The sequence below is a fragment of the Paenibacillus tyrphae genome (assembly GCF_024158745.1).
GTDB classification, from domain to species: domain Bacteria; phylum Bacillota; class Bacilli; order Paenibacillales; family NBRC-103111; genus Paenibacillus_G; species Paenibacillus_G tyrfis_A.
In genome coordinates, this window is sequence record NZ_JAMZAW010000002.1 from 104,518 (window position 1) to 119,815 (window position 15,298).

The 15,298-nt window shown below is 53.7% G+C and carries 15 protein-coding genes; 4 read left to right on the forward strand and 11 right to left on the reverse strand.

The genetic code is table 11. The features are described 5' to 3' along the window. Positions 1-56 precede the first annotated feature (56 nt). The 8 genes from ytvI to NI000_RS03070 all read right to left on the reverse strand — a co-directional run bounded on the left by ytvI (position 57) and on the right by NI000_RS03070 (position 8,472). Positions 57-1,106, reverse strand: coding sequence for a sporulation integral membrane protein YtvI (gene ytvI, locus NI000_RS03035; RefSeq protein ID WP_253407600.1), 1,050 nt, complete (start codon positions 1,104-1,106; stop codon positions 57-59). Positions 1,107-1,121: 15 nt separating this feature from the next. Further along, entirely contained in the window at positions 1,122-2,489 is a 1,368-nt protein-coding gene (locus tag NI000_RS03040) for a hemolysin family protein (RefSeq protein ID WP_253407601.1), read from the reverse strand. Between the two features lie 46 nt (positions 2,490-2,535). Continuing rightward, positions 2,536-3,672, reverse strand: a complete 1,137-nt coding sequence (gene yfkAB, locus NI000_RS03045; protein ID WP_253407603.1) for a radical SAM/CxCxxxxC motif protein YfkAB — start codon at positions 3,670-3,672, stop codon at positions 2,536-2,538. A gap of 109 nt (positions 3,673-3,781) precedes the next feature. Then, entirely contained in the window at positions 3,782-4,138 is a 357-nt protein-coding gene (locus NI000_RS03050) for a winged helix-turn-helix transcriptional regulator (RefSeq protein ID WP_036681751.1), read from the reverse strand. A gap of 170 nt (positions 4,139-4,308) precedes the next feature. Continuing rightward, positions 4,309-5,403 carry an HD-GYP domain-containing protein gene (locus NI000_RS03055; protein ID WP_253407605.1) on the reverse strand — a complete coding sequence of 365 codons (1,095 nt, stop codon included), beginning with the start codon at positions 5,401-5,403 and terminating at the stop codon, positions 4,309-4,311. A gap of 193 nt (positions 5,404-5,596) precedes the next feature. After that, positions 5,597-6,403, reverse strand: a complete 807-nt coding sequence (locus tag NI000_RS03060; protein ID WP_253407607.1) for an undecaprenyl-diphosphate phosphatase — start codon at positions 6,401-6,403, stop codon at positions 5,597-5,599. Positions 6,404-6,500: 97 nt separating this feature from the next. Then, positions 6,501-7,943 carry a bifunctional metallophosphatase/5'-nucleotidase gene (locus tag NI000_RS03065; RefSeq protein ID WP_253408387.1) on the reverse strand — a complete coding sequence of 481 codons (1,443 nt, stop codon included), beginning with the start codon at positions 7,941-7,943 and terminating at the stop codon, positions 6,501-6,503. 61 nt (positions 7,944-8,004) lie between these two features. Then, positions 8,005-8,472 carry a hypothetical protein gene (locus tag NI000_RS03070; protein ID WP_253407608.1) on the reverse strand — a complete coding sequence of 156 codons (468 nt, stop codon included), beginning with the start codon at positions 8,470-8,472 and terminating at the stop codon, positions 8,005-8,007. Between the two features lie 200 nt (positions 8,473-8,672). Here NI000_RS03070 and moaD point away from each other — a divergent pair, with 200 nt between their 5' ends. From moaD to NI000_RS03085, 3 genes are all read left to right on the forward strand, one after another. Next, complete coding sequence (moaD, locus tag NI000_RS03075; protein WP_253407609.1) at positions 8,673-9,389, forward strand: molybdopterin converting factor subunit 1; 717 nt, start codon at positions 8,673-8,675, stop codon at positions 9,387-9,389. Next, positions 9,386-10,462, forward strand: coding sequence for a ThiF family adenylyltransferase (locus NI000_RS03080; protein ID WP_253407610.1), 1,077 nt, complete (start codon positions 9,386-9,388; stop codon positions 10,460-10,462). The genes moaD and NI000_RS03080 overlap by 4 nt, the downstream gene beginning before the upstream one ends. A 154-nt stretch (positions 10,463-10,616) precedes the next feature. Continuing rightward, entirely contained in the window at positions 10,617-11,687 is a 1,071-nt protein-coding gene (locus tag NI000_RS03085) for an HD-GYP domain-containing protein (RefSeq protein ID WP_253407611.1), read from the forward strand. 62 nt (positions 11,688-11,749) lie between these two features. On the opposite strand, the gene NI000_RS03090 is transcribed toward NI000_RS03085, so the two are convergent. Then, positions 11,750-12,913: a C40 family peptidase gene (locus tag NI000_RS03090; RefSeq protein ID WP_253407612.1), complete on the reverse strand. Its 1,164-nt coding sequence runs from the start codon at positions 12,911-12,913 to the stop codon at positions 11,750-11,752. 365 nt (positions 12,914-13,278) lie between these two features. Between NI000_RS03090 and NI000_RS03095 the strand changes: the two genes are divergently transcribed. Beyond that, the gene (locus NI000_RS03095) at positions 13,279-13,653 is read left to right on the forward strand and encodes a hypothetical protein (protein ID WP_253407614.1); all 375 of its coding nucleotides are present in this window, start codon (positions 13,279-13,281) and stop codon (positions 13,651-13,653) included. Between the two features lie 72 nt (positions 13,654-13,725). Here NI000_RS03095 and NI000_RS03100 read toward each other — a convergent pair whose 3' ends face one another. Both NI000_RS03100 and NI000_RS03105 read right to left on the reverse strand, forming a co-directional pair. Next, the gene (locus NI000_RS03100; protein WP_253407616.1) at positions 13,726-14,580 is read right to left on the reverse strand and encodes a DNA alkylation repair protein; all 855 of its coding nucleotides are present in this window, start codon (positions 14,578-14,580) and stop codon (positions 13,726-13,728) included. Positions 14,581-14,592: 12 nt separating this feature from the next. Beyond that, positions 14,593-15,258: a peroxiredoxin-like family protein gene (locus NI000_RS03105; protein ID WP_253407617.1), complete on the reverse strand. Its 666-nt coding sequence runs from the start codon at positions 15,256-15,258 to the stop codon at positions 14,593-14,595. Positions 15,259-15,298 lie beyond the last annotated feature (40 nt).

Below are 15,298 nucleotides of genomic sequence, written 5' to 3' on the forward strand. Positions count from 1 at the left end.
CTTCTCCCCCTTAGATTGCCGTAAGACCGTATGAACGACAAGATTTTTTGTTATAGTTACTGTTCCAATTTGATGTTGATTTTAAGCAAACCGACCCGGCGAAGCGCCTGGTACACGATAATTAGCACCGGCCCCAGAATGAGGCCGATCACTCCGGCAAGCTGGAAGCCAACATACATGCTGACCAACGCCGCCAAAGCATTGATCCCGACGGCGTCGCCGATAATTTTCGGTTCGATCAGACGGCGGAACACCATGATGACGAGCAGCAGGATGATCAACCCGATTCCGAGCCGCATATCTCCCGCGAGCATGCTGTACCCCGCCCACGGAACGAGCACGGCGCTTGTGCCAAGCACCGGCAAAATATCCACCAGCACGATAAGCAGCGCAACGGCTAGCGGATAATCGACATTCAAAACAAGCAAGCCGACCAACGTCACCACATACGTTAGCAGACTGATCAGCACCTGCGCGAAGAGAAAGCCGAGAATAGCACGGCGCAGATCGCTCAGCACCGCAGCCACCTTGGGCCTCGACTGCTTCTCGAACAGGTTCAGAAACGACTGATGCAGCTTCGGCAAGCTGAACGAAATCAAGTAAAGACCGATCACGAACACGAAAAAAAACACAAACAAATTCGGAATCGTTTTGGCTACGTCGAGAAAATAGCCGGAGATGGCGGCCACGATGCTTTTTAAGTTTTCCGTAAGCATCCCGGCTCCTGTCTCCACATAGCGCTGTACCTGCTCGGCAACGTCGTACGGCAGCAGTTTATAGAACAATTTGTTTCGTACCGACGAATCCTCAATAAACAGCTTGGCGTCGCTCAAATAGACGGAAGCGTTCTTCCAGAATTGAATGAGCTCCGTGACGATTTTGAAGCCGATCAGATAGACGAAACCAAGCAGCGAGCCGGTAAAAAGCGTACAGACTACGGCAGAAACCGTCACGCGCCCGCCGCGGAACATTAATGTCAGCAGCAGAACGATCGGTTCGAGCAACAGGGCAATCAACATGGCGAGCAAAAACGGGAAGCCGATGGTGAACATTCCGTACAAAAGCACGGCGCCAAGCACACAAAATACGATCGTTCTAAGCGACATCGAACGGGTACCTCCCTATTCGTCAGGATGGTTTTGACCGGCTAGCGGACCCGAAACGGGCTGTTTCTGAACGGGTTGAATTTTTACACGCAAAATACGCAATCGCTCGACCTCCGTAATTTCGAACAAGAAGCCGTTCTGCTCCAGCCGTCTGCCTTTGGAGACGGAGCCTTCCAACTGCTTGAACAGCCAGCCTCCGATCGAATCCACCTCGTCGTCTTCGATCCCGAGGGCAAGCCGGTCGTCAAGATCCTCCAGCAGCACGCGCCCGTCAACGGAGTAAGCATCTCCGATCTTCTCCACCTCGGGCCGCTCCGTTTCGTCGAATTCGTCGTGAATCTCGCCGACGATTTCCTCCAGAATGTCTTCGGTGGTAATCAGCCCGGCCGTTCCGCCGTATTCGTCGATCACGACGGCGAGTTGTGAACGCTTCTTCTGCATAAGCCGCAGCACGTGGCTGATTTCCATCGATTCAGGCACCATGAGCACCGGACGCAAGAAATCTTTGATATCGTGCTTCTTGTCCGGATCGCAGGTGAGCAAGTCTGACATATGGACAAATCCGATGATTTCGTCTTTATCGTCCGTAGCCACCGGGTAGCGCGTATGCTTCGTTTCGTAAACGATTTTTAAGTTTTCCTCATAGCTGAGCTCGGTAAACAAACAATCCATATCGGTCCGCGGCAGCATGATTTCCCTTGCCACCCGATCGGAGAACTCGAATATATTGTCGAACAGCGCCAGCTCGTCTTTATCAATGATACCGCTGCGGGCGCTTTGGTCCATCAAAATCCGAATTTCTTCTTCTGTATGAGCTTCTTGCTCGGTAGCGGGCTGTATCCCCACCATCCTCAAGAGCTTGTTCGCGGCGCCGTTCAGCAGCCAGATCGCCGGATAAAAGATTTTGTAAAACAGCATTAAAGGAGCCGACAGCCATAGAGAGGTTGCTTCCGATTTCTGAATAGCCATGGATTTGGGCGCAAGCTCGCCGAGCACGATATGCATGAAGGTGATCACGGCGAATCCGATCGCAAACGATAAGGCATTGGCATACCAGGCTCCTCCGAGTCCGAGAGCTGCCAGAGCCGGTTCAACGATCAGATGCGAGACGGCCGGTTCTCCTACCCAGCCCAGCCCCAGCGACGCCAGCGTAATGCCGAGCTGCGTGGAGGACAGGTAAGCGTCCAGCTTTTTGGTTACGGCGAGCGCATACTTGGCTTTCGGGTTACCCTCGCTCTCCAGCTGCTGCAGGCGCGTAGCCCGGACTTTCACCAATGCAAACTCCGCTGCGACAAAAAAACCGTTCAGCAGCACCAAAAACACGACCAGTAGAAGATTAAGCGAAATTAATCCGAAATCGAACCCTGTACTGTGACTTTCCAAGAAGGATCAGTCTCCTTTGCAAAAGTAAAATAGGATAATGGCTGAATTACACAAGTGCTTTCCGCTGACCGAAATCGACGTCTTTATAATACGTATCGACGACCAGAAGATTCGGTCCGCAGCAGTTGGCCGCCGGACAATGGCAGTTCACCGTCTTGCTCAGGCGATGATCTTTCCAGCGCGCGAATACTTGATCGAGCCGGTCCGCATGAATGTTGCCGAGCGCCGGCACATCCGCAAAGTCGGTGACGAAAACATCGCCCGTGAACAGGTTCACGTTGAGGCGGTTACGCCCGTCCGGGTCGTTGCGCACGGTTACGTTCGGCTCGCGGCGAAGACGGGTTACCAGCTCCCGGTCCTCTTCGAGCGGGCTGCAAGCGTAAAAGGGCAGTGTGCCGAACAGCATCCACAGATCACGGTCGCGGTCGTCGAGCAGCCGATGAATCGCAGCCCGCGTCTGATCCAGCGTCAGCACCGGCAAATTGGAGGCGAAAGCGCTTGGATACATCGGGTGCACCTCGTGGCGGCGGCATCCCATTTCTTGAATCAGCTTATGAATTCCGCTTAGCTTCTCGTGCGTCCGGTAATTGATCATCGATTCCGCCGAAACAAACATCCCGCCGCTGGCGAGCGCTTTCGCATTCTCGACCATCCGTTCATATAATTTAGCCGCCGTCGTGGCGGATACTCTTCGGTCTGTCCGGACGAACCCGACTTCGTAGAAATCGTCGGCGTTCAAATAGTTGAACGAAATATGCATCACGTCGAGATAAGGAGCCATCGCTTCGTACCGCGAAAGGTCCAGCGTCACGTTAGAGTTGATTTGCGAACGGACTCCCCGCTCCCTGGCGTAGCGCAGCAAGGGAACGATATATTCGCGCACCGTCTGCTCGTGATAGCTCGGCTCCCCGCCGGTAATGCTGATCGTCTCCAATCCCTCGACTTCGTCCAGCCGCTTCAAGATGACATTCAGCGGGATGCGCGGTCCTTCCGATACCATGAGCGATTCGCCGACGGCGCAGTGCTCGCAGCGCATGTTGCATAAATTCGTCACGGTCAGCTCGACGCTCGTCAATCGGTGTTCGCTATGTGTTTGCAGAGAGCGCAGCGGGTCCCACGGATCGTATTCGGGCGTTATCTGGGGCAATACGGGCAAATCGTTGACGATTAAGCGATCGGACATGTTGTTTTTCACACCTGACTTCTTTAAAAAGTAAAATCTAACAATAATATATTACCCATTGTATCGTAATACGATTGAAAAGAAAACCGACGTCCTGTCGCGCCGCACCTCACTCCCGCTGTTCGGAAAGGTCGATGCCGCGCGGCTTTCCCCATTTTCTTGCCCAATTTCCCATTTCCACAAGTATGGTTTGAAAGTCTTTGCCTTTATCCGTTAAGGAATATTCGACGGTTACCGGTACCGTAGGAAACACTTGACGACGGATAATCTCATGCTCCTCCAGATGACGCAAAATATCGGTCAGCGATTTGGTGCTGATATGGTCCAGATTGCGGCGCAATTGATTGAACCTCTGCGGACCTTTGAACAGTTGACGGAGAACCAGGAACGACCATTTTCCTCCGAAAATTTGGAGTGCCTCCTCCACGGAAGCCATGCATTCCTCTTCGTTTGAAATTGGGTCCACTCGATCACCTCCTTACGAAAGAGAAGTTAGTTTATAATTTAACATTATACTAAAAAATCAGCTATGCTTCAAATTAAAATCCAGTTGCATACAGTAGTCCCAGTTCCCCAAAACATCGCCAACATCAAAAAAGACAGCTTCCGGGAAGCTGCCTCTGTACGGCTCTGACACTATATAGGTTTATGGTTGACGCCGGTAATCATGACCGACAGCATTTTGGACAAATCAATTTCGGGCGTATCCTTCAGCTCCTGTCCCTCCGCATCCAGCAGCAGTCGTACGACCGGACGCTGCGGCACGTTCGCATTCAAATCGACGACCACTCCCGTTTCACCCGTGTTTAGAGTCACGGTGATGCCGATCGGATAGATGGCGATTTTATCGCGGAACAATTCGATCTGCTGGGTTTCGTACAAGGTGCCCGATCCGGCAAACAAAATTTCCATCGCCTGGTGCGGAAGCATGGCGCTTCGGTACACGCGGTGGGTCGTCATGGCGTCGTAAGAATCGACCAGCCCGATCCAGCGCGCATATTCGTGTATTTCCGAGCCCTTGAGTCCGCGCGGATACCCGCTGCCGTCCAGTCTTTCGTGATGTTGAAAGGCGCAGTGCGCGGCGAGCAGCGGAATGTTGGGCTCGTCCTTCAGAAATTGAAAGCCGAATACCGTATGATGCTTAATCCGCTCATATTCGGTTTCCGACAGCTTTCCTTTTTTGCGCAGCAGTTCAAGCGGGATTTGGGTTTTGCCCACATCGTGGAGCAGCGCCCCCAGGCCGAGCGTCATCAGCTCTTCCCGGTCGTAGCCGTGCGCCATGCCGAGCATCGTCGCATAGATGCACACATTGAGCGAATGCTGAAACAAATATTCGTCCATGAGGCTGATATTGGTCAACATAATCATGGCATCCTTGTGCTGGCTCAAGTCGTCCAAAATCATGCTCATCATCCCACGAAACGCTTTGCCGACCTGGATCTGGCCCACCAACTTGCGCTTGACCTGATCCTCCATCATTTTACGGAAGGAGGTCCGGATCTCGGTAATCGCTTGGAGCCGCGTCTCCTCGGTAAGGACATCATGAACAATCAGATCCCGGGTTCGGGGATCGTCGATATATACAAAGTCCACGCCATGCTCGCCTAGGCGGGTAATAAGCGCCTGCGTCAATTCCACCCGCTCGCCAAGCAGCGTCAACCCGTCCGAGTTGTATATTTTTTTCCCAAGGCGCATGCCGGGTTTGACCATGCTTAGCGGAAGCAAACGCATCAACGAACCACGTCTTCTTTCTAAAGAAAAATTTAGAAAATATCGATATGATTAAGCGTATCGAATTCGAAACAAAAGAGCAATATGTTTTTTCACGATTTGACAAAATTTATATGAACATCGGACGAAAAAAAAGCCGGAAACAAGAGAATATCCCCTATTTCCGGCAAAATATCGTCGAATTCCGAACAAGCTACCGCAGCACGAAGATCCAGAACAGCGCGGCAGCGGCAAAGCGATAATACGCAAAATACGACATGCTGAATTTTTGGACGAATTTGATGAACGTAACGACCGCGAGCAGCGCTACGACGAACGACACGATAAAGCCGATAGCAAAAAATCCGACATCTCCGGAAGAGAACGTATCGAGGTTTTTTAACAGCTCGTATCCGGTAGCCACCACCATGACGGGAATGGCGATAATAAATGTAAAGTCGGCGGCAGCCTTGCGGCTCGCTCCGGCCAGCATCCCTCCGGCAATCGTCGATCCTGAACGGGAGAAGCCCGGCCAAATCGAAATGATCTGCCATAGACCGATGAAAAACGCCTGCTTGTACGTCAGCTCGTCGACATCGTGCGCGGTTACCTCCGGCTGGAATTTCTCCCCGATGATCAGCAGCACGCCGCCGAGGATCAGGCCGATAAGCACGGTTTCCGGCGAGAAGAGGTAGGCTTTAATAAAGTCTTTCGTCAAATAAGCAATCGCCAGCGTTGGCACGATCGCCAGCATAATGTGGAGCAAATTCATCCCTTTGCCTGCTTTGGGCTTTTCCTTGCTGAGACCGAACAGCCGCAATATCCGCTTCCAGTATACGACGACCCCGGCCATTATGGCGCCGAGTTGGATGACGATCTCGAATGTTTTGATCAATTCATCCGTATCCGGAATTCCCAGCAGCGTGCTCGTCAAAATCATGTGGCCCGTGGACGAAACGGGCAAAAACTCCGTCAAGCCTTCCACGATGCCGATAATCACCGCTACCCACCAATCGTGCATGCGCTCCTCCTACTCTCTCCCTCGAAATGATCCAGTTCGTATCATGATTAGCTTTTTATATTCTAGCTTGTTTGCCGCGGTTTGTACACACTTGGAATTAAGTAGCGTGAGGCGATTCGCCGACCGGGCGCCACCGTCGGGAAAAGCTGCGCTGAAGCGACGCTTCGTCGCGAAGCTCCCGGAGCAGCACATCGCGCAAAAATTCCGGCAGGAAGAACTGCGGTTCCGCCCCTTCTCCAAGGGACGTGAAGCCGACCCGGAACGTAAACATGTCGATGGAGCCGACCAAATACTGCCGCTCCGCCTCCAGCGGCTGCCCGCCGACGTCCACGGCGCGAATCTTCGCATAATCGGCCCCTTCCGGGTCGTATTGCACAGTGAGTCCGTCCACACACAGCGTGCCGAGCACTTTGCCGCGAAAGCCGTAGCCGTACAGCGGTTTGTCCATGAATTCGGGAAGCAGCGATTCCTCCAGCGCGCGAAGCAGCTGCGCCCCGGTCAGCTTCATCCGGCACGGGTTGATCGGCGACGGGCACAATTGCAGCAGCATACCGGCCGATACCGGGCCTTGCGGCAGTCCGCCGAGCAGCTGTCCGGCATTGACCAGGCCGATCTCGGCTCCCATCCACTGGCGCAATCCCCCGGCCAGCAAATTCCCGAGCGGCGACTCGCCATACCAGTCGTACGGCATTTCGACAGGCAGGCGGGCGACCTCACGGTCCAATTCGGCGGCGGCACGAAGGCCATACTGCCCGATCAGGCTGCGGATCTCCTCATCCTCCGGCTCAATAGCCACCGCTTGCACGGAAGCATCCGCATGCACCAGCTTCTGTTCGGCGGGATCCCAGTCCAGATCGACGACTCCGACGTATTGTCCGAATTTGCCCGTGGCGCAGACGAGCGTCCCGCCAATGCGCAGCGGTTCTTCGAGCAGGTGATGCGTGTGCCCGCCCAAAATCAGATCGATGCCCGGCACTTCGGCCGCCATACGCTCGTCGTTGCGCAGCCCGAGATGGGACATGACAATGAGCACGTCCACTTGGGGACGAAGCTGCCGGACAAGGGGCGGCACGACGTCGAACGGCTCCCGCACATCCCATCCGAGCAGGTTGTAAAACTCGGGAAAGCAGGCGGTGACTCCGATCAGCCCGATGCGCACTCCCGCTTTGCGGACGATATGATACGGCACCGCCCATGGCGGCAGCGCTCCCGTTGCCGATGCCGGCAGGTTGCAGATAACGGTGGCGAAGTTCGCCTGTCGCCCGTACAGCTCGGAAAGCACGTCCTCCGTGTAGGACAATCCCTCGTTGTTGCCGAGCGTGACCGCTTCATACCCGGATGCATTCAGCACCACGATGTTCGTCCGGCCGTCCGTCCCTTCGGTTTCCGGGCGCATCCGGTCGATATGATCTCCGATATCGAGCGTAAGCGTCCGCTCTTCTCCGGCTTCCGCGCGAAGCCTCCGCAGGACGGAGGCGATGCGGGGCATTTGTTCAAAGTGGCTGTGAATATCGTTCGTATGAAGGACGCGCAGCCTCATTCGTTCGATCACAAAGGCACCTTCCTTCAAGTAGCGAGTAGATGAACGGAGCCGCGTGCTGTCAAGAACGTGGCTTGAACAGCTGCTCCGGTGTTATCGTATTTTTGAACCCGTACGTCGCCGCTTTTTCCGCGGCTTCTTCATCGTAGAGAATCCGGATTCGCACGATGCTTTTCACATTGAGGCATTCGCTGCTTCCGTCCGGAACGTACAAGCGGATCGGATGCCCTTTGGCCAGCGGGCTGCCATCTTCCTGTTCGTAGAGCACCAAGGCTTGCTTCAATTCGCTCCAAGGAATGCCCGCTTGAAATTCGTCCGCCCCTTCGACCTCCAGACGGGTCGGGGTCCGTCCCGGCTCCACCTGCTGTGCTTGGACCCAAGCTTCGTACCAGGCCAGCCAGTCGAACGCATTCCCTGTGACGCCGCTCACCCGCTCCTGTACCGGAAACCTCCGCGGAGCGATGGCCGCCAGCTCGCTTACGGCATACCGGATGCGGCCGACGTACTCATCTGCGATTTCTATAGTCATGCTACGCCTCCATCTCCCCTCGAAACATCACCAACCATTATATCATTTTTCGCTAAAAATATGGTATGCTGAAACTTAAAAGAACAGCCCGCAAAAGCCGGTGAATCACGAGCTTGGCAGCGGCCGGAGCAGCAATCCGCCGCACAAAACCTCATTCGCCGGACTTCGAAAGGCCGCTAAAACGAAGGAGTAGAACAACCATGAAGCTGACGCTGCTGCTTTTCGCCGGATTGGCCGAGCATTTCGGTTCCCCGGTACTGGAGCTGGACATAGAACAAGACGGGCTGACGCCACCGGAGCTCAAAGCCCTGCTGGCCGCCCGCTACCCTGCGGCATCGGACGTGCTTAAACAAGCGTTCGTCGCAGTGAATCAGCAGTACGCGGACGATGCGGTCTGCATCACCGGGCAGGACGAGGTAGCGCTCATCCCGCCGGTTTCCGGCGGCGAGCCGGAGCCCTACGCCATCACCCGCGATCCGATTCTTGCCGATGAGGTGACGGCCAAAGTATTGCATCCGGACCATGGCGCGACGCTGGCATTTGTCGGTACCACCCGGGAGTTTACCCATGGCAAAAGAACCACGATGCTGGAATACGAAGCCTACGAGCCGATGGCGCTGAAAACGATGCGTCAAATCGGCGAAGAGCTGTCCTCGCGCTGGCCGGGTACGCGGCTTGCGATTACGCACAGGCTCGGTACGGTGCCAGTAGGCGAGACGAGCGTCGTCATTGCCGTATCTTCCCCGCACCGCGACTTCGCCTATGAAGCGAGCCGGTATGCCATCGAGCGGCTGAAGCAGATCGTACCGATCTGGAAGAAGGAAATATGGGAGGACGGCTCGGAGTGGAAGGGACATCAGCAAGGCCCCTGGAATCCGGCAGCCGGTCTTCCGCATGGAGGAGAGACGCGGGCATGAACGTATCTGACAGCATGACGGAGCAGGAGAACGTACAAGTCGCGGACCGGGAACGGTATTCGCGGCAGATGCTGTTCGCCCCCATCGGCGAAGCCGGCCAAGCCAAGCTGCTGCAGGCCCGCGTTGCCATTGTGGGCATGGGCGCGCTCGGCACGGTGCTCGCCAATCATATGGTGCGCGCCGGCATCGCCTTCGTGCGCCTGATCGACCGCGACTTCGTCGAGCGGAGCAATCTGCAGCGGCAGATGCTTTATGACGAAACGGACGCGGCCGGTTCCGCGCCCAAAGCGGAAGCGGCTGCCGCCCGTCTGGGCGCGGCGAACTCCGGCGTGGTCATCGAGCCGGTCGTGGCCGACTTGAACTTCGCCAATGCCGAGCAATTGCTGGCCGACGTCCAGCTTATTCTGGACGGTACGGATAATTTTGCGGTGCGCTTTTTAATTAACGACGTCAGCGTCAAGCACGGAATTCCGTGGATCTACGGCGGCGCCGTAAGTTCCCGCGGCGTCTCGCACACCGTCATTCCCGGCGAAACGCCTTGTCTGCGGTGCTTGTTCGACCAACCTCCGGCCCGGGGCACGACGGAGACATGCGATACGGCAGGCGTGATCGGATCGATCATTCATACGGTCGCCTCCCACCAGGCGGCCGAAGCGCTGAAGCTGCTTGTGGAGGCCCATCAGCAGCTAAATCGCAAGATGGTCCATTGGGACCTTTGGTATAACCAATACGCCGCGATCGACGTGTCAAAAGCCCGCAAAGCGGATTGCCCTTGCTGCGCAGCACGTCAATTCGAATACCTGGATGCTTCGTTGGAGGAAGATACGATCCAAACACTGTGCGGCCGGAATTCTGTCCAAATCCAGCCCGTTGCCCCTGCCGCGCTATCTTTGGAAGAATGGGCGGAACGGCTTCAGCCGCTTGGAAGGATCGAGAAAAACCCGTTTCTCCTCAAGCTTCATTTGGACGAAGCGTTGACATTGGTGCTTTTCCCGGACGGCAGGATGATCGTACAGGGCACCGAAGACCCTACCGTGGCCAAAAGCTTGTACAGCCGCTATATCGGAATGTAATTGTTACAAAATAGATTAAATATTAATTAATTTTTACCTTTTATTCGACAAAATTCGAGTGCTTCGGGTTCATTTTCCTGTTATCATGAGACAAAAGGGACAACTTTTACATATCTGTAAACGTCCCGTGACCCCAGGACAGAGGTGACCCGTTGTGCTCATATCGATCCATCAAGTCAAAGTTGGCGATCGGCTCGGCTCGGATACGTTTAACGGGTACGGACTGCTGGTCCTATCCGCACATACCGAGCTTTCCGTCGATGACATTGAGAAGCTGAAGCTGCACCATATCGACGAAGTGGATATCGCTTTTCGCACGGATGACCCAGAGCCCGACGCAGCAAAAGACGCATCTCCACCCGTGCAGACGGAGCACGCTGCCTCAGCTGCCGCAGTAGCAGCTTACCATGAAGCAGTGGACGGCATGAAGAGCATATTTGAGCAAGCGATTCAAAAAGGCATCGTGCACAAGGATCAAATTGATAACGGTTTCAACCCGCTTGTCCAGCAAGTTCACGAGGAGAGGGACGTCGTTTCGCTCCTGCTCGTGTTAAACAGCACAGACGATTATACGTATCAGCATAGTGTGCAAGTAGGCATGATCTCCTACTATATCTCCAAGTGGCTCGGGCAATCGGAGGCGGATGCTGAGCTCGCCGGCAAAGCGGGCTATTTACATGACATCGGCAAAGGCCTCATCGATCCGGCCATTCTTCAGAAGCCCGGAAAATTGACGGCGGAAGAATATGAACGCGTGAAAAAGCATTCGATCTACGGATACGAGCTGCTGCAGCGTTCAGGGCTGCCCGCGGAAATATGCTTGACTGCTTTGCAGCACCATGAACGGCTCGACGGGTCCGGCTACCCATACGGCCTGTGCGGTGATGAAATTCATCCGTTGGCCAAGATCGTCGCTGTCGCGGACATTTACAGCGCGATGATCTCAAGCCGGGTATATCAGAAAAAACGCGATCTGCTGTTCGTCCTGCGCGAGCTTCACCGGTGCAGTTTCGGACAAATTGATCCTCATATTACGCAATTGTTTATCCAGCACATGGTCCCGAATTTTATCGGCAAAAAAGTTCAGCTAGTCTCCGGCGAAACGGGCACGATCGTACTCACCCATCCGACCGATGTGTTCCGGCCGCTCGTCAATTTTGACGGCATGTTCATCGATTTGTCGGAACGGACGGACTTGGAAGTCGAGCACATTTTCGCGGATTAAGAAACGTTTGCTTTACATACGAAGAACAGCCCTGACGGACAACCGGCCGGGCTGTTTCTTTTTTATGAGGATACCCGCTTGGCAGCCAAAAACGTCTGCTTCCAATACGCATTGTTGATGTGGGTCATCTGCACGCCGTCTTTCGGCTCAGGAGCCGAGTGAATCATTCTCTGGTTCCCTAAATAAATGCCCACATGACCGACGGCTTTCTGGCTGCGAAACTTACCGGGAACGTAAAAGAACAATAGATCGCCCTTCCGCAATTGTTTTCGGTCGACTGCGGTCCCTTGCTTGGCTTGGGCCCGGGCTGTCCGGTTCAGCGTGATGCCGGATTTGGCAAACACATATTGCGTAAATGTGGAGCAGTCGAATTTGCCGGAGGTCGAATAAGGCGCGGCGCCGAACAAATAGTTCACGCCGACGTATCGCTGTGCCCGGGTCAGCAAAGCGTTCATATCGACCTGCCTCAGAACGGGGACCGCCATGTCATCCTTCCCGGAAAAACCGTCCAGCCCCTTCATGGCCTCCACAGCATCGGAAGCCTCCAGCAGCGGGTCGCGCTCCAGTCTCATCGCCGAAGATCCTCCCGTTGTTTGAAACGGATCCTTCGGATCGTCGCCGAAGTCAAGCTCCGCTCCCGTACTCGCCTCCAGCGGGCCGTCGATCGCCCCGCTAACTGCCAAGTCGGTCGCTTGGACGACCGCCGCCTGTTCCTTGATTTCGAATGAAAAATCTTTCTCAAACACCGGATTTAACGCCGATACGGGGATATGTATCTGGGAATTAAAAAGAATAGGCGATTCCTTAAGCGCCACCGTCTCATCGTCTCTCAGCGCTGACGTTTGGCCCGGCTTCAGCTCGTAAGACGCATCGTGCTCCCCCAACTGAAATACTCCCCTGGCTTGATCCCAATTTGACCGGAATCCGACAATTTTGGCAAAATCGGAGCCGACCACATAAGCCGTCCCGCCTATAGTCACGATGGGAATCGTCAATTCCACCCGTCCCTGCGATAACATGCGAATAAATCCGCCGTTCAGGCCAATCGTCGTCGTTTTTCCATTGATTTCTTCGCTTTTTAACCGGTTTGCGGCTTGACCGTGGTTGCTCGGAATGCCCTGTTGATTGGAAAGCCGTTGTTCCTTCGATAATTGAGGCCCGCAGCCTGCCGCCAGCAAGCATGCAACCAACGAGGCCGCCACCGGACGCCGCCATGATCCGATCATCGCACCATGCTCCTCTCATTCGTGAATTCGCCGGAATTCGATCCCTTTATAGGATGAAGCAGGAGTCAGGGGGCTATGCATCCGGTTGGCTGGAAACAAATAATCGCAGTCCTCCTGCATAAATTAGGCGAAGCAGTTTCTTAAGAAACTTCAAATAAATTTAAGGTAAATTTTATAGACACCGGTACAAATGGTAATGTATGTTTATAACAACAGCCCAGAATATCCCAATGACTCTTTTATTGGGAGGTGTTCGGCTAACCGCGACGTTCAAATTGAAAGCGAATTCAAAACGTAGAAGACTTACCTGGTACCAAAAAAGCGCTTGTCGAGTTCATTCTATGAAAAAAGGAGCTTGAGATGGTATGAAAAGAAAAATCGCATCTATCGCTTTGGTGCTCGTTCTGCTGTTCAGCTTTGCTTCAACCGGCTTGGCAGCCTTAAGCGGACCGGGTACAGGCAACAATACTTGGGCGCCGGTCCAAGCCCATGGCAATATTTATATCGAAGGCAACTTCATAAACGTCGGTCGGATCAGCCTTGGGGTTAATTTTAAGCTGTACCGGGTTACCCCGACGGGAGATGTGCTGGTCGGCAGCAATTGGACGGACACCATTGTCGCCGGTCAATCTGCGCGGCTCAAGATTCCTTTGGCTTCGAATCAACCCGACGGACAGTATAGACTTGTGTTAGACTCGCCGGGTGATTTCACCGTCGTTGCCTATTTAGGCTACAATTAAACGTCAAAACCTCCACAGCCGCTTTGCTCCTTAAGGTGGCGATGGAGGTTTTTCATTTTCAGTTTAAAGCAGTTACTCCTTCGATTTTCTCAGTAAGCTTCTTGTCGCCCTGACCACGATTCGTTTCGTCTCTTTCGTATCCGAAGCTTCCAGCCATGCATCGCATATCCGACGCACCCAGTCCGGATTCGTTTTACCGGCATCGTTCAGCCAATTTCCCACCGAATCTTGAACATATTTGACCGGGTCTGACTTGACCTCCTCCAAAAGCGAAAGCGCCAATTGAGGCTGCTCTTTCAATACGGAAAGGTGCTTGGCCCAAACGCCTTGCGGACGGAGCGATTCTACGGCAAACCTTCGGATATTCGAATCCTCATCGCGCACCCACTCATGCAGAATATCGATGGCTTGCAATAATTCGTTAGAAACCGATTCCCTGACCGCCATCCAGGCCATCTCGCGCACGCCAAAATGGGAATCGGCAGCAAACGGACGAATGCCTGTTAGTTTCTGCATGACCGTTAATCGTTCGTCCAATCCGATCATATAAGCCGCCCAACAGCGCACGCTGTCTGAACGATGGTCAGCTAATGCATGGAAGATTCGAAAGCCTTCCTTTTCCGGTACATGGTCCAACAGGCTAAGCCACTTTCTCGCAATGGCGGGGATTATACTCATAATCTTCTTTTGGTTCAATCGTTCCAAACCGGATAACATCTCATCCGATTCTTTATGCAATTCGAGCGTGCAGAGTATATGCCGCAACAGCTTGAGATGATCGATAGCCAGCCACTCCGTAAGATTGACGGTCTGCAGCTCCCCCCTTTGCAGCAGTTGAATCACGGCTTTCGGGATATCGGCAGCCTTTCGAGCTCCCTTCCGCTGTAAAATCACGTTGGATATAATAACTGTCTTTTCCTGATCCATCGCTGCCCCCTGCTACGACGAAATCGAGTTCAAAATCTGTATGATTTCGGCAGGCTCCATGCGTTTTTTGTAATCTGCATCCACCTGCGCCGCACGGATGATTCGATTTTTATCGATAACAAAAGTAGCCGGTACAGGAAGTTCCCATGAATGATCTCCGTTAAAGGCATCCAGTGTAATGCCGAGCGACCTGTAAATGTCGTGCAAATGATCGGGCATTCTAAATTTCAGATTGTATTTCTCCGCTGCTTGATTATGCATATCGCTTAAGAGCAGGAAGCTGAATCGGTGCTTTTCGTTGAGGAGTATGGATTGATCCGGAGTTTGGGGACTGACTGCAATGAGCTGAGCGCCGGCTGCTTGAATGTCTTTCCATATTCGCTGATAGGCCAGCAGTTGCAAGTTGCAGAAGGGACACCATCCGCCGCGGTAAAAGATAAGAACAACGGGACCTTTAGCCGTTTCCTCGGACAACGTGATCTCGTTCCCTATGTGATCGATCAAAGTAAAGTCAGGCGCTTGAGTTCCAAGCTCCAATCCTGTACCAACACCGGATTCCCGAAGCTCCGAGATCGACATTTCGAACGCATCCAGCACTTCTTGAGGGAGCATCTGCTTCATTTGTACCGTCGCTGCTTCTAATTCAGATTGCAATGTTTGAAACGGCATCTTTTCCATGAGATCATCTCTCCATATCGTATAGGTTTTAGCCTTTATA

What these genes read in the sequence shown, in the direction of transcription:
- NI000_RS03100 (WP_253407616.1), bottom strand. Translation starts at nt 14,580, where the DNA reads ATGGATCAGGAAAAGACAGTTATTATATCCAACGTGATTTTACAGCGG.
- NI000_RS03105 (WP_253407617.1), bottom strand. Translation starts at nt 15,258, where the DNA reads ATGGAAAAGATGCCGTTTCAAACATTGCAATCTGAATTAGAAGCAGCG.
- NI000_RS03070 (WP_253407608.1), bottom strand. Translation starts at nt 8,472, where the DNA reads ATGACTATAGAAATCGCAGATGAGTACGTCGGCCGCATCCGGTATGCC.
- NI000_RS03080 (WP_253407610.1), top strand. Translation starts at nt 9,386, where the DNA reads ATGAACGTATCTGACAGCATGACGGAGCAGGAGAACGTACAAGTCGCG.
- yfkAB (WP_253407603.1), bottom strand. Translation starts at nt 3,672, where the DNA reads ATGTCCGATCGCTTAATCGTCAACGATTTGCCCGTATTGCCCCAGATA.
- NI000_RS03095 (WP_253407614.1), top strand. Translation starts at nt 13,279, where the DNA reads ATGAAAAGAAAAATCGCATCTATCGCTTTGGTGCTCGTTCTGCTGTTC.
- NI000_RS03055 (WP_253407605.1), bottom strand. Translation starts at nt 5,403, where the DNA reads ATGCGTTTGCTTCCGCTAAGCATGGTCAAACCCGGCATGCGCCTTGGG.
- NI000_RS03060 (WP_253407607.1), bottom strand. Translation starts at nt 6,403, where the DNA reads ATGCACGATTGGTGGGTAGCGGTGATTATCGGCATCGTGGAAGGCTTG.
- NI000_RS03065 (WP_253408387.1), bottom strand. Translation starts at nt 7,943, where the DNA reads ATGAGGCTGCGCGTCCTTCATACGAACGATATTCACAGCCACTTTGAA.
- moaD (WP_253407609.1), top strand. Translation starts at nt 8,673, where the DNA reads ATGAAGCTGACGCTGCTGCTTTTCGCCGGATTGGCCGAGCATTTCGGT.
- NI000_RS03090 (WP_253407612.1), bottom strand. Translation starts at nt 12,913, where the DNA reads ATGATCGGATCATGGCGGCGTCCGGTGGCGGCCTCGTTGGTTGCATGC.
- ytvI (WP_253407600.1), bottom strand. Translation starts at nt 1,106, where the DNA reads ATGTCGCTTAGAACGATCGTATTTTGTGTGCTTGGCGCCGTGCTTTTG.